Annotated in this window: 13 protein-coding genes; 5 read left to right on the forward strand and 8 right to left on the reverse strand. The window is 70.9% G+C overall.

The window, feature by feature from the left end:
- Positions 1 to 52: 52 nt before the first annotated feature.
- The 4 genes from IEZ07_RS23685 to IEZ07_RS23700 form a co-directional block, all read right to left on the reverse strand.
- A complete protein-coding gene (locus IEZ07_RS23685) occupies positions 53 to 1438 on the reverse strand; it encodes an MFS transporter (RefSeq protein ID WP_191896748.1) in 1386 nt (461 codons plus the stop codon).
- Positions 1439 to 1526: 88 nt separating this feature from the next.
- A complete protein-coding gene (locus tag IEZ07_RS23690) occupies positions 1527 to 2360 on the reverse strand; it encodes a class II glutamine amidotransferase (RefSeq protein WP_301549342.1) in 834 nt (277 codons plus the stop codon).
- A 162-nt stretch (positions 2361 to 2522) separates the two neighbouring features.
- Positions 2523 to 3032 carry a hypothetical protein gene (locus IEZ07_RS23695; RefSeq protein WP_204054507.1) on the reverse strand — a complete coding sequence of 170 codons (510 nt, stop codon included), beginning with the start codon at positions 3030 to 3032 and terminating at the stop codon, positions 2523 to 2525.
- 77 nt (positions 3033 to 3109) lie between these two features.
- The gene (locus tag IEZ07_RS23700) at positions 3110 to 3604 is read right to left on the reverse strand and encodes a DUF1269 domain-containing protein (protein WP_191896749.1); all 495 of its coding nucleotides are present in this window, start codon (positions 3602 to 3604) and stop codon (positions 3110 to 3112) included.
- A 562-nt stretch (positions 3605 to 4166) separates the two neighbouring features.
- On the opposite strand from IEZ07_RS23700, the gene IEZ07_RS23705 reads away from it, so the two are divergent.
- The 3 genes from IEZ07_RS23705 (at position 4167) to IEZ07_RS23715 (ending at position 5683) form a co-directional block, all read left to right on the forward strand.
- A complete protein-coding gene (locus tag IEZ07_RS23705; RefSeq protein WP_204054508.1) occupies positions 4167 to 4463 on the forward strand; it encodes a hypothetical protein in 297 nt (98 codons plus the stop codon).
- Positions 4464 to 4728: 265 nt separating this feature from the next.
- Positions 4729 to 5247, forward strand: a complete 519-nt coding sequence (locus IEZ07_RS23710) for a DUF7144 family membrane protein (protein WP_204054509.1) — start codon at positions 4729 to 4731, stop codon at positions 5245 to 5247.
- Between the two features lie 250 nt (positions 5248 to 5497).
- Entirely contained in the window at positions 5498 to 5683 is a 186-nt protein-coding gene (locus IEZ07_RS23715) for a hypothetical protein (protein ID WP_153054026.1), read from the forward strand.
- Positions 5684 to 5734: 51 nt separating this feature from the next.
- On the opposite strand, the gene IEZ07_RS23720 is transcribed toward IEZ07_RS23715, so the two are convergent.
- The 3 genes from IEZ07_RS23720 to IEZ07_RS23730 form a co-directional block, all read right to left on the reverse strand.
- The gene (locus tag IEZ07_RS23720) at positions 5735 to 6859 is read right to left on the reverse strand and encodes an AI-2E family transporter (RefSeq protein ID WP_239320344.1); all 1125 of its coding nucleotides are present in this window, start codon (positions 6857 to 6859) and stop codon (positions 5735 to 5737) included.
- On the reverse strand, positions 6856 to 8235 hold the full coding sequence (locus tag IEZ07_RS23725; protein ID WP_191896751.1) for a DUF2252 domain-containing protein: 1380 nt from the start codon (positions 8233 to 8235) through the stop codon (positions 6856 to 6858). The genes IEZ07_RS23720 and IEZ07_RS23725 overlap by 4 nt, the downstream gene beginning before the upstream one ends.
- A gap of 148 nt (positions 8236 to 8383) precedes the next feature.
- On the reverse strand, positions 8384 to 9304 hold the full coding sequence (locus IEZ07_RS23730; protein ID WP_191896752.1) for a LysR family transcriptional regulator: 921 nt from the start codon (positions 9302 to 9304) through the stop codon (positions 8384 to 8386).
- A gap of 92 nt (positions 9305 to 9396) precedes the next feature.
- On the opposite strand from IEZ07_RS23730, the gene IEZ07_RS23735 reads away from it, so the two are divergent.
- The gene (locus tag IEZ07_RS23735; protein ID WP_204054510.1) at positions 9397 to 10392 is read left to right on the forward strand and encodes an SMP-30/gluconolactonase/LRE family protein; all 996 of its coding nucleotides are present in this window, start codon (positions 9397 to 9399) and stop codon (positions 10390 to 10392) included.
- Positions 10393 to 10419: 27 nt separating this feature from the next.
- Here IEZ07_RS23735 and IEZ07_RS23740 read toward each other — a convergent pair whose 3' ends face one another.
- On the reverse strand, positions 10420 to 11409 hold the full coding sequence (locus IEZ07_RS23740) for a 2-hydroxyacid dehydrogenase (RefSeq protein WP_191896753.1): 990 nt from the start codon (positions 11407 to 11409) through the stop codon (positions 10420 to 10422).
- A 355-nt stretch (positions 11410 to 11764) separates the two neighbouring features.
- Here IEZ07_RS23740 and IEZ07_RS23745 point away from each other — a divergent pair, with 355 nt between their 5' ends.
- Positions 11765 to 12847: a methyl-accepting chemotaxis protein gene (locus IEZ07_RS23745; RefSeq protein ID WP_191896754.1), complete on the forward strand. Its 1083-nt coding sequence runs from the start codon at positions 11765 to 11767 to the stop codon at positions 12845 to 12847.
- Positions 12848 to 12914: the final 67 nt, after the last annotated feature.

The raw sequence follows: 12914 nt of genomic DNA on the forward strand, positions 1-12914 counted from the left end.
CCCTGCGGCGCGGACGGACGGGGGCGCCGGGCGGCCGGCTCGGAAAGCCGGTTCAGCCCGAACCGGCGGGAAGGCGGGCGGCGGCGGCGAGACCGACCAGGGCGAAGACCGCCAGGGCGACCATGGCCAGAGCGTAGGAGCGGTTCCCCTCGGCCAGCCCGGAGACGAGGATCGTGCCGGCGATCGCCGTACCGAACGATGAGCCGAGGTTGGAGATGCTTCGCGACAACCCGGATATCTCGCCCTGAAGTTCCTCGGGGAAGCTCGACTGCACGACATTGACCGACGGGGTCAGCATCACGCCCACGCCCAGGCCGATCAGCAGCAGCCCCGGTGCGAAGGCGACGACTCTCGACGACGCCCCGACCAGGACGAGCAGTACCGCGATCCCGGTCACGGTCATGACGAAACCCGCTGAGATCAGGGCCTTCTGCGAGTGCTTCCGGGCGAGCCGCTCCGCGGCCAGCGATGTGAGCAGGACACCCGCGGTCGCCGCGGTGAAGATGACGCCCGTTTCGATCGAGTTGTACCCGCGGACCGTCTGGAGGAAGACGGCGACGACGAACGACGTGCCCATGAGGATCAGCCACTGCATGTTCTGGGTGACGAGGCCGAGGTTGGACGTGCGGTCGCGGAACAGCCCCATCGTCAGCAGCGCCTCCTTCCCCGCGCGCTCCCGGGCGCGGATGTGCAGGAAGAACCAGGTCAGAAAGGCGGCTCCGGCGGTGAGGAACGCCGCCATCAGTACGGCGTCGCTGCCGGCCTGCAGGATCCCGAACACCACGAAGAACATGCCGACCGCCGACAGCACGGCTCCGGCGGCGTCGAAGGGGCGTGCCGGATCCGGGGGCACGGGATCGACGATCCGGCGGCTGAGGAACACGATCACCGCGATGACCACCGCCTGGAAGAGGAACGCCGCCCTCCAGCTGATCGCCGTGGCGATGAATCCCCCGATCAACGGGCCCGCCGCCGCCCCGACGCCTCCCATCCCGCTGATCAGGCCGAAGGCCCGGGCACGTGAGGGGAGATCGTCGAACGCCATCGTCGCGAGGATGTAGACGGGCGGGATCAGCAACGCCGTCCCCACCCCCTCGAGCACCGAGTTGCCGAGGACCAGCATCCCGAGGTTGGGGGAGAACGTGCTGACCAGGGCGCCGATCCCGTACAGCGTGAGACCCGCGAGGAAGCACCGCTTGCGGCCCCAGCGGTCGGTCAGCTTGCTGCCGGGGATCATCAGCACCGCCATGATCAGCAGGAACAGCGTGATCGTGCCCTGCACGCCCTTGACCGTCGTGTCCAGGTCCTCGCTGATGTCATTGATCATCACGTTCATGTTCGAACCGGCGAAGCTGCAGATGAACTGGGCGAGGGCGAGTGGCGCCAGGGGTCTCCGCGCGGAGCCGACCGCGCCGCGGGAGGCGGGGGCCTTGGTCATCGTCCACCTCGCCCACCGGCGGCGCGCCGCGCATCCGCTCCGGCTGCGGAGACCGGGTGCACCGCGACGACCGCCGACCGATACCCCATCAGCCCTCCCAGAACGGGAGGAAGGCATGAATTTCGATCTCTCCGCCGCGGATCAACCCGTGAGAGCTCTCGGGGAGCTCGTTCCACGCACCGGTGAGGTCACGGAGGGGCTCGGAGACGACGAAACGGGTTCCCGCCCCCAGCCGCCGCAGACTCTCCAGCTCCGGGTGGAGCTGCCGCACCTGGGAGATGTCGGTGGAGTAGAACAACGACCTGGCGCGGCCCGCACTGGCATGGCGGAACATCCATACCGACTCGCCGTCGGTCGTGGCCACGGTCATCTGGAGGGGATGGGGGACATCGTGACGCCGGGCGGTTTCCTCCACCAGGCCGACGGCACGGGCGACCGCGCGCGGTGGGTCGTCGGTCAGCCCGAAGGTGAGCGCCAGGAAGAACAAGAGCTCGGAGTCGGTCGAGCCCTCGATGGCGGGATACAGCGATGGATCGACCGCCATCGCCAGGTCACGCCTGAGCCGGGGAAATCCCTCCACGACTCCGTTGTGCATCCACAGCCATCGTCCGTACCGGAACGGATGACAGTTGCTGCGCTGCACCGGGGTGCCGGTCGAGGAGCGGATGTGCGCGAACAGCAGAGGGGTGCGGATCTGCCCCGCGATCTCGCGGAGGTTCCGATCGTTCCACGCGGGCTCGATGCTCTTGAACACGGCGGGTTCCTCGCCCTCGCCGTACCATCCGATGCCGAACCCGTCGCCGTTCGTGGTCGTCTCCCCGAGACGGGAATGCAGACTCTGGTCGATGAGCGAGTGGACCGGCCGGAACAGCAGTTCCTCGGCGAGGATGGGGTCTCCGCAGTACGCCATCCATCTGCACATAGCTACCTCACATTGGTCGGCCACGCTGAACGAGATCGCGGACGGGCCGGCTCCCTCCGGCTCCGTTCCCGCAGGTCTCATGGGAGGCATCCGCTCCCGTCCCGGCTTCCGGCGGCGATCGATCCGCGCATGAGCGAGAGGAGCGTCCGGCGACGCAGGCGGTCAGTGATGGAGTGCGGCCTTCAACGCCACCATGACCAGTCCGAGGAGCAGGTTGACCGCACTCGTGACCACCACCATCCGACGTGGGGCGCCGATCTTCACTGCGGCGACGGCCGCCCAGCCGACCTGACCGGCCACGGCGACCGCGAGCGCCAGCCATCCGGTGCCCTGCGCCCCGAGACCCAGCAACGGGCCGACGGCCACCGCGACGGCCGGAGGGACGGCCGCCGTGACGATCGGCCATTCCTCTGCGCCCACCTGGCGGACGCCGGCCATGTTCAAGCCGTGGGAGGTCAGGCGGGCGCCGAACAGGCGGGCGTACACGTGGGTGGCCCAGAACACGATGCCGGTGCCCAGCAGAAGGACGATCATCTCCAGCCGGGGGAACCTGCCGAGTGTTCCGGCGCCGACCACCACGGAGGCGGCGAGCAGCGATCCGTAGACGGCGCCGGTGTAGTCCCGGTGGGCGTCACCGGCCGGCGACCGGTGGCCGTCGCCTGGGTCGGACACCATTTCCATGCTGGCTCCCGTGGCAGCCGGATTGGTCACGGACCGGGGCACGCCGGATCTGCCCGCGTCGTTTCCGGCTAACGGGCGCCGATCCCCTCCATCGCCTCGCGCAGGTGCGTCTCCTCCTCGCGGCTGAGCGACGTCTGGAGGACGTGCCCGCCGTACTCCTTGATCGCGGGGATGACCTTGTCCGGAGTGCTCTGCACGACCAGGACGAACAGCGCCGCCATGCCGGGTTCCAGCTTGGCGGAGAGCTGCCGCATGAAGTCGTCGTTGACGCCGGCGTCGGCCATCGAGCCGCCCGCCGCCCCCGCGGCCGCGCCCAGCGCCATGCCGAACAGCGGCATGAAGAACAGCAGGCCGATCAGACTGCCCCACAACGCACCGCTGGCCGCGCCCAGACCGGTCATGCCGACGCTCTGGTGGAGCTTGATCTTCCCGTCGGGCCGGTGCTCGACGACGGCCACGTCCTCCATCGTGATCAGGTTCTGCCGCTGCAGGTCGATCAGGCGATCACGTACCGCGGTGGCGGTGGCGACGTCGGGATAGGAGATGGCGATGAGGTTGCTCATGGGTTTTCTTCCTTCCGAGCGGTTGTCACGTCGATGAGGGGAACGGGCCGTCCGGACAGGGCGGGCGGCCCGTTCTGGATATGTGAACCCGTCGCCGTTCTTTCCGGGGGAGTCTCCCGGTAAAGAAAGCCGCCGGTCTTTTCCGGGCAACGCCGTCGCCGAGGCGGAGCGGTCCGGGGATGGCCCGGGACGGGCCGTCGCCCGCCTCTCGCAGGGCCGCCCGCCGGCGGCGGCCGTCCGCGACGTGCGGCTCCGATCGATCCCCGCCGCAGGATCGCGGCGGTGGCGGCTTCCCCGGGGCCCTCCTCAACCTCTTGTGGTGGTCCCCTCTCCTCGATCAGGTGATCACCGCGAGCAGGCAAAAAGACTCCATGGGAGAGATCCCCCGTAACCCTTCGGACGGCCCCGGCGCCCTTCCGGACCCTTCCGCGGAATGCAGCCCGGGAAATCAAAGGTTTCCTTTTCGTGCAGATCCCCGGCGATAAACGGTGTCGGACCGGGGACCATCCGGTTCGTCCATTTCAGCGGGTGACGTCACATTCGGCGGGGTGCCATGGGCTGCTTGTTCGCGGTTTTCGCCGGGGTCTTCCCGAGACTCGCCGTGTTCATCATCTGGGTGGCACGCCCCGCTCTGGTCAACGCGGCCTTCGACACGTGGATCTGGCCCCTGCTCGGTGTGGTCTTCCTGCCGTTCGCCACGTTGATGTACGTCATCATGTACATCCCCGGCGTCGGGCTGCAGGGAGGGGACTGGTTCTGGATCGCCGTGGCGGTCCTGCTGGACCTGTTCCACTGGATAGGGGCCGTGACCCAGCGTCGCCAGCTGCCCGGCTACCGCGGCGGCTACGGCGGGGACTGACCGGGCTTCACGGCACCGGCCGGGCCGCTCGGCGGAAGCGGATCTGGCCCCAAGCTGCAGCCGTGTCCGTTTTGCAAGAATTTGTCACCATATGCGAAGCATGCGGAAAGTTGCGGGTACAGAGGGAGGGAAGAGCGGTGACGAACGTGCACCAGAGCCGCTCGAACCGCTGAATCCCCGAACAACGCACGGGCAAAGCCGCCGGACACGCACTAACGCCTACCCGGGCGATCCCGGAAACTCTGCCGTGCGGAGGGAGCCGAACATGGAACATCCGCGTTACGGGCAGACCCAGGAGGCGTCGCGCGATCAGGTGACGCCGTCCCAGGCGCGCCAGGACACCCAGATGGCGCAGGTCCGCCCGGTGACGGCAGAACCCGCGCCCACCAACTGGATCGGCTGGGTGGTCTTCGCCGGCATCACGATGCTGGTCCTGGGGTCCCTCCAGGCCCTGATGGGCCTGGTCGGCATCTTCAACACCGACTTCTATCTCGTCACCGCGGGCGATCTGGCGATCCCCGTCAACTACACGGCCTGGGGCTGGTTCCACCTGGCCATGGGCGTGGTCGTCGCCCTCGCCGGCGCCGCCGTCATGGCGGGCAAGACGTGGGGGCGCGCGGTCGGGATCTTCCTCGCCGGACTCCAGGCACTCGTCAACTTCGCCTGGTTCCCCGCCTATCCGTTCTGGTCGATGATCATCATCGCCGTCGACGTCCTGGTCATCTACGCGCTGGCCGTCCACGGGAGGGAGATGAAGTCGTTCAGCAGACGCGCCACCTCGTAGGCGACCCACGGTCCATCCGGGGGCGCGGGTGGGGGCTCCGGCTCCCATCCGCGCCCCCGGGCCGCGACCACGGCGCCGAGGGCGCGCGAGGGAACGCATTCCCCGGATCGGCCGACTCATCCCCGTGTCGACTTCCTCCTCCGTCGGCCGGGGCGCCGCCGCAGTGATGGCTCCTGCGGTCTCCGTCACCACTAAACGGACAAATGCCCCTAAACTGCATCCAGTTCGTGGTGAGGTGAAGGAGCGCGTGGTGCACAAGGTCGTCCATATCCGGCCGCTCGACGATGTCCTCGGGCACGAGGAGTCGGCTGACTGCCTGTGCGGGCCCGCCGGAGAAGGCGTGTACGCACAGACCGCGGCGGAGGCCGTCGGCATGATCTACCGCCACCATGCGCTGCGGCCCTGCCATGACTGGGAGGCCTCCGCCGAGGGGTGAGCCCAGCGGGCGGATCGGGGATCCGGCACAGAGGGCCGGGCCCGGCGTCCGTCATCGGGAGGGGGGCTTCACGGCGCTGGAAGCCGTGACCTCCTGCAGTTCCTGGCGGGTGACGAACGTGTCGACCAGCGAGAGAACCATGGCCACCACGGGTATGGCCAGCAGTGCTCCCATCGCGCCGAACAGCGACGCCCCCAGGATCACGGCTGCGAAGGACACCCCGGGATGGATGTCCACCGCCCGCGAGCTGATCTTCGGCTCCAGGGTCAGGTTCTCCACCTGCTGGTACAGCACGCCCCAGGCCAGTGCCGCCAGGCCGATCCAGGGCCGGGACGAGACCAGCCCCACCACCACCGGCAGGGCGATGGAGATGTAGGTGCCGATGGTGGGGACGAGCTGGGCGACCAGACCCGTCCAAGCCCCGAGGGCGAGCCAGGACGGCATGCCGAGAGCCAGGAACACCAGGGCCGAGGCGGTGCCGTTGACGGCGGCCAGGATGAGCCGGGAGGAGACGTACCCGCCGGTCTTGATCGTGGACACGTCCCAGACACGGATGAAGACCTGCTGGAATCGGCCGGGCAGCAGTTGCGCGATCCACCGGCGCAGCCTCGGCCCGTCGGCCGAGAAGTAGAACGTCAGCAGCAGCAGGGTGAACATGTTGAACACCGCCCCGGTCACCGTGCCCAGCAGACTCAGCACGCCGCCGAGCGCGCCCTGTGCGTACTCGGCGGCCTGCTGCGGGGTCAGGTTGAGGGAGTCCAGGATGTCGGAGATCTCGTAGCGCGTGCCGAGACGGGCGTTGAGCCAGTCGACGGCGCCGGTGACGACTCCGGGAAGCGCCTTCAGCAGCGCCGCGACCTGCTGCACGAACAGGCTGCCGAACAGGGCGAGGAAGACCACGGCGGCGAGGATGAACAGCGTCATCACCAGCAGCGCTGCCCTGCCGCGGGGGATCCGCCGCGACAGGCGCCGTACGGCGGGCTCCATGGCCAGGGAGAGGAACCACGCCATCACCAGCATGGCGACCAGCGAACCCGCGTCGGCGATCACGAAGCGGAGGAAGAGCACCACGGCGATGACGGCCGCTATGGCGAGCCCTGCACGCCAGACGTCGGCGGACGAGTGCAGCACCTGCACGGCGGGCGTCGCGCCGTGCGGCTCCACCGGCTTCTTCATGTCTCTCCTGAGGTCTCGGTGTTCCGTTGGCTCCTCAGCGTCTCGACGAAGGCCGCGTGGTCCCGCCGCACCTGGTCCGCGTACGCCACGGCGAAGTCCCCCAGTGCTTCGGCGAAGGCGTCGCCCGCTCCCAGGTAGGCCGCGATCGCGGTCGCGTCACCGGAGCGGGCGTGACCGTGCGCCAGCGTCCAGCCGCACAGGCCGGCGTAGCGCCTGAGCCGTCGCGGGTCCATCGCCGGAATGTCGGCCGCCCCCTTCATGTCCCGGAACTGCCGCCAGTAGTGGTCCCGCGGCGGAGCCGCCCGGGACCAGCCGAGGAAGATGTCGCCGCTCGCCTGCATCAACCGCTGACCCTCCACGATGCGCTGCCCGCCGCAGGAGAACTCGCTACCGGGCAGGTGAGCCTCCAGCACCGACGCACCCGCCTCCTTGACCTGCAGGAAGAGCGGTTCGTCGTGTTCACGGCCCTGCATCAGGACGATGAAGCAGCGCGTTCCGACACTGCCCACCCCCACGACCTTCAACGCGACGTCGACCATCCGGAAACGCGACAGCAGATGCCGCCGGTCGCACGACAGCGACGACAGGTAATCGGCGAAACTCTCCTCCACCTGATGGCGGAACGCCGCCCGCTCGTCGTGCTCGCCCATCTCCCGCAGCGGAACGAGCAGCGGAGGCTCGCTTCTGATCCGCAGCCGCCCGCCGGCCCTCTCGGTGAGCCTGGTCAGCACGCGCTGGCTGGTCTGCCTCCTGGCTCCCTCCTGAGCCGAGGCGAACCGTCTGCGGTCCTTTCCGCGCGGGATCCTGTCCTTGATCATCTGCAGCGAGACCTGCGCGTACCACACGTCCAGCACACCCGCGGCGGCGAACCCGGCCATGGCCCGTTGATAGGCGTTCACCGATCGCACGGCGGCCTCGCGGCCCTCGGCGTCCCCGTAGCCGTTGTCACGCGCCGCGAGCACGAAACTGGCCGCCAGCCGCTTCACATCCCACTCCCACGGACCCGGCAGCGTCTCGTCGAAGTCGTTGACGTCGAAGACCTGCCGGCGCTCGGGGGAGGCGAACGTCCCGAAGTTCGCCAGGTGCGCGTCGCCGCACAGCTGCACGGTGAAGCCGGTGACCGGAGTGCAGGCGAGATCGGCGGCCATCAGTTCCGCGCTCCCCCGGAAGAAGGCCAGCGGCGACTCCGCCATCCGTGCGTGCCGTACGGGCAGCAGCCAGGGCAACCGCCTGGCTTCCTGCGCGGAAAGCCGGGCGACGGGATCGGGACGGTTGCGGGGCGGCGTCCATCCGGCGTGCTCCCGGCGCGGAACGACCTTGCGGGCGGCCCTGCCCACCACGGCCCGCTCCGCGAGCACCGTCTTCTCGTTCTCCATCGCGCATCACCGCCGCCCGGCCCGCACCGCCCGGCCTCGTCGAGAGAGCCTCACCGAGCGGAACCGCCTCGTGCCCATCCGTCTCATCCCCAGCATGCGCTCGGCGCAGGTGGGCACCGGACGCCGGGTGGGCATTCCGGCACCGGTGTCAGGCGGGCGGGCCGGTGGGGGCGGCTTCCAGCCAGCCGCGCTCACGCGCCGTCGCCTCCGCGACGCGGGTGAAGGCGGCACCGGCCGGCGGCAGGGCGTCGCGCCGCCAGACCAGTTCCAGGTCGGGGGCGGGCAGGTGGTCGGCGAGCGGGAGCGTCACACCGTCGGCCGTGGGCAGGGCACCGAGCGAACTCGGTACCAGCGCGAAACCCTTGCCGTCGGCGAGGCCGAGGTGGCGCCAGCCGAGCACCTCGCAGTCGTCCACCTCGAACTCCAGCCCGGTGCGTGCCAGGGCGGCCAGGATCGCGCTGCGGTAGTCCGGCGCCACATCGCCGGGGACCAGGCGGAGCCGGCTGCCGTACAGGTCGGACAGGGCCGCCACCGGGCGGCCGGCGAGAGGGTGGGCGGTGCCGACGACCGCGACCAGCGGCTCCCGCCGGACGGTCTGCCGGGTGAGGCCGGGCCGCCGCGGGATCATCCGCCCCAGCACCAGATCGAACCGGCCCGCCCGCAGGCCGGCGTCGAGTTCGCCCGACCATGCCTCGCGCGCCTGGACGGTGACGCCCGGGTACGCCGCCCGCAACGCGGCGAGCAGTTCCGGCGCCGTCTCGTGGGCGGCGCTCATGACCGTCCCCAGGCGCACCGTGCCGGACTGGCCCTGCCCCGTCGCCCGCACCAGCTCGATCATCGAGTCGGCGTCGGCCAGCAGCCTCCGCGCGGACGCGACGAAGGCCTCGCCCGCCTCGGTGAGCCGGGTCGGGCGGCGGTGGAACAGCGGTACTCCGAGCCGGCGTTCCAGGTCGCGGATCTGCCTGCTCAGCGGGGGCTGGGCCATGCGCAGGCGTTCGGCGGCGCGCTGGAAGCCGCCTTCCTCGGCGATCGTGACGACGTACCGCATGAGTCGCAGGTCGACCGGCATACCGCCAGGGTATACCGGGATACCCAAAACGATCTTGTTGAGGTGCCGGTCCGGGCGCGAGGCTGGCTGCGATCGACTACCGAAGGGAAACCGTGCGTATCCACCGACTTCTCTCCCTGGCCGTGGCGGCCGTGATGCTCGCCTCCTCCGGGACCGCATCGGCGGCGACCGAGGCGGCGGGGGTGGCGGTCCGGGCCGACCGGCCCGGCGTCTACGTCCTGGCCGGCGACGACGCCTACCCCGAGGGCATCGCCCGAGACCCCGGGACTCCGTACTTCTACGTCGGCAGCGTGACCGACGGGCGCATCTACCGCGGGGACGTCCGCTCGCCGCAGACCTCGGTGTGGCTGCCCGGCAACGCCGCCGACGGCCGGACCACCGCCGCCGGGATGAAGGTCGACGCCGCAGGCCGCCTCATCGTCGCGGGCGGGGCCACCGGCTTCGTGTGGGTGTACGACACGCGGACCGGCGCCCTGCTGCACCGCTTCGCCACCGCCACGCCGAACTCGATGCTCAACGACGTCGCCGTGGCCGGGAACGGCGACGTCTACGTCACCGACTCGTTCCAGCCGACGATCTACCGCATCGGCGCCACGGAGCTGCGGGGCGGCAGCGGGGCGACCGCACCGCTGCGGCCCTTCCTCGACCTGCGGGGAACGGGCGTCGTGTACACCGAGGGCTTCAACCTCAACGGCATCACCGTCACCCCGGACCAGCGGTACCTCGTCGTCGCCGACTACAACGACGGAGTGCTGCACCGCGTCGATCTGCGGCGGCGCACCGTCAAGCCGATCGACCTGGGCGGCGCCCTGGTGCGCGGTGACGGCCTGCTCCTCCGCGGCCGCACGCTCTACGCGGTCAGCAACGCCGACGGCGACGGCGACACCGTCAATGTGATACGGCTCGATGTCCGCTCCGGCCGGGGCAGGCTGCTGGCACGGGTCACCGATCCGAGGCTGCACGGCCCCTCCACGGCGGCGTTCGACGGCCGCGACCTGCTGGTGGTCAACTTCCAGTACGGAGCCGCCAGCCCGGTACTGCCGTACACGGTGGTGCGGCTGACCCCGGACCGCGGCCGGCCGGGCTGACCGGCCCGATCCCGTCGAAGTGGTGGATCACCTCGTGGTGCCGGGCCCCGCCACGACGTCGTGGGGCTCCGCGCCGTCGAGGTGGCGGCGGACGTTCTCCACGGCGGCCAGGGCGATGCGGACGAGCGTCTCGCGGGTGACGGCTCCGGCGTGCGGGGTGAGCACGACGTTGGGCGCGCCGAGCAGCCGCGAGCCGGGCGGCGGCGGCTCGGGGTCGAACACGTCGATGCCCGCGGCGGCGATCCGGCCGTCCTCCAGGGCGGCGGCGAGCGCGTCCTGGTCGATCAGCGGCCCGCGCGCGGTGTTGACGACGACGGCCGTGGGCTTGAGCAGGGCCAGGCGGCGGGCGTCCAGGAGGTGCCGGGTGCCGTCGTTGAGCGGCGCGTGCAGGGTGACGACGTCGGACGCCCGCAGGAGCTCCTCCAGCCCGGTCCACCGCGCGCCGGTGCGCTCCTCGACGTCGCACGGCGCGCGGCGCGGGGAGCTGTAGAGGACGTTCATGTCGAAGGCGGCGGCCTTGCGGGCCACGTCGCGGCCGATGTGGCCCAGTCCGACGACGCCCAGGGTCTTGCCGGCCAGCTCGGTCAGGTGGGGGCGGAGGCGGGGCAGCGCCCAGTCACCCGCGGCGAGCGCGGTGTGGGCGGGCACGATCCGCTTGGCGCAGGCCAGGATGAGGGCGAAGGCGTGCTCGGCGACGCTGTTGCCCTCCGCCCCGCTGGAGGCGATGGTGCACACCGTGACGGCGTGCCGTTCCGCGGCGGCGAGGTCGACGTGGTCGTGCCCGTGGCCGACGCACTGGACGAGCTCCAGCAGCGGGGCCGCCCGCAGGTGGTCGGCGCCGACCGGGCTCAGCGCGGTGATGATCACCTGGGCCGCGGCGAGGGCGCCCGGGTCCTCCCCGGCGGACTCCACGACGGTGACGTGCGCGCGGTCGGCGAGCAGCCCGGCCAGGGCGGATCCCGCCTCACGGCCTCCGACCTGCGGGGGGATGACGGCCAGGACGTTCTTGCGGGACACGTTCTCCTCCTGTGCGGGCTCCGGCCCGCGGCACGGGACGCGGGCCTCGTGACGCGGACGACGTACGGACTCGGGGCAGGACGATGATCGCGGCAACGGCGTCCGGGCGTCCACCCCGCGCCACCACCGCCGCGTTACCGCGATCGTGTGCTACCGCTACAGCCGCCGCGCGTTACCGCCATCGTCGCCGCCTCGGTCTCGGCCTCGGCCTCGGCCACGGCCACGGCCACGGCCACGTGGCGCGGTGACGTGGTGACGTGGTGACGCGGTGCGGAAATTCCCGGCCGCGAGTCCCGCTGGATCCTCAGGTCCGGTCCCGCCGTGCCGATCTGCTGCTGTGAGGGCATAAGGAGCGATGATGATGAAATTCTGGCGGTCTCGCCGAGCGGCCGCTGACGTCCACCCGCTGGTGCAGTCCCGGGACTCGCTGATGACGGCGCTGGACAAGGCACCGGCCGTGCTGCTGATCGTCGACGAGGCGGGGGAGGTCGTCTACCGCAACCAGGCCGCCGACCGGCTCATGCAGGAGACCGCGGCGACCTACGGGGTGGAGGCGCTGCTCATGCTGGCCGACGTCCTGAAGAAGGACCTCCGCGCGGCCAGGTCCTTCCCGTTCACCAAGATCAACGTGATGGAGTTCAAGGGCCAGACGACCCACGGGTCTTCCACCTACGACCGCGTCCCCGGCGGGTACATCCTGACGTGGGCCGACTCCACCAAGCAGGTCCGCACGGAGGAGGCCCTGAGCCAGCTCAGCCAGGAGCTCTCCACGGCCAGTTCCCACCTCACCGAGGCCGGCGAGGAGCTCGTCCGCACGGCCGGGGAGAGCGCGAGCCGGGCGGAGACCGTCTCGCACAGCTCCACCGAGCTGAGCGAGAGCATCCGGGAGATCTCCCAGGGGGTCAGCAGCGCGGCGTCCAGCACCACGACCGCCGCCGACTCGGCGCGCGACGCGACCCGCCGGATGGAGCAGCTGCAGGAGTCGAGCCGGCAGATCGGCAGCATCACCAAGCTGATCACCGAGATCGCCGAGCAGACCAAGCTGCTGGCCCTGAACGCGACCATCGAATCCGCGCGCGCGGGTGAGATGGGCAAGGGCTTCGCGGTCGTGGCGTCCGAGGTCAAGGACCTGGCCGCCCGCACGGCCGAGGCCACCGCGCAGATCACCGACATGATCGAGGGCATCCAGGCGGAGAGCACCCAGGCCGCCGAGGGGATCTCCGGGATCGCCGGGCTCATCAACACCGTGGCGGAGCAGCAGACGCTGATCGCCACCACGGTGGAGGAGCAGAGCGCGACCAGCACGGAGATGTCCCGCGGGATGGTCGCGGTCGCCGAGTCCGGGCAGTCCGCCGCCCGGGCCGCCGAGACCGTGCTCGCCGCCGCGGCGGCGCTGAAGGAGCAGGCCGCCAGGCTCAGCACCGTCACGAACGGCTGACCGGCCCCGCACCGCACCCGGCCCCCGACCGCCCGCCGGTCGGGGGCCGGGTGCGTCGGGGACCGGC

It is taken from the genome of Planomonospora parontospora (assembly GCA_014647935.1).
Lineage (GTDB): Bacteria > Actinomycetota > Actinomycetes > Streptosporangiales > Streptosporangiaceae > Planomonospora > Planomonospora parontospora.

What these genes read in the sequence shown, in the direction of transcription:
- IEZ07_RS23730 (WP_191896752.1), bottom strand. Translation starts at nt 9,304, where the DNA reads ATGCCGGTCGACCTGCGACTCATGCGGTACGTCGTCACGATCGCCGAG.
- IEZ07_RS23690 (WP_301549342.1), bottom strand. Translation starts at nt 2,360, where the DNA reads ATGTGCAGATGGATGGCGTACTGCGGAGACCCCATCCTCGCCGAGGAA.
- IEZ07_RS23700 (WP_191896749.1), bottom strand. Translation starts at nt 3,604, where the DNA reads ATGAGCAACCTCATCGCCATCTCCTATCCCGACGTCGCCACCGCCACC.
- IEZ07_RS23720 (WP_239320344.1), bottom strand. Translation starts at nt 6,859, where the DNA reads ATGAAGAAGCCGGTGGAGCCGCACGGCGCGACGCCCGCCGTGCAGGTG.
- IEZ07_RS23745 (WP_191896754.1), top strand. Translation starts at nt 11,765, where the DNA reads ATGATGATGAAATTCTGGCGGTCTCGCCGAGCGGCCGCTGACGTCCAC.
- IEZ07_RS23685 (WP_191896748.1), bottom strand. Translation starts at nt 1,438, where the DNA reads ATGACCAAGGCCCCCGCCTCCCGCGGCGCGGTCGGCTCCGCGCGGAGA.
- IEZ07_RS23710 (WP_204054509.1), top strand. Translation starts at nt 4,729, where the DNA reads ATGGAACATCCGCGTTACGGGCAGACCCAGGAGGCGTCGCGCGATCAG.
- IEZ07_RS23725 (WP_191896751.1), bottom strand. Translation starts at nt 8,235, where the DNA reads ATGGAGAACGAGAAGACGGTGCTCGCGGAGCGGGCCGTGGTGGGCAGG.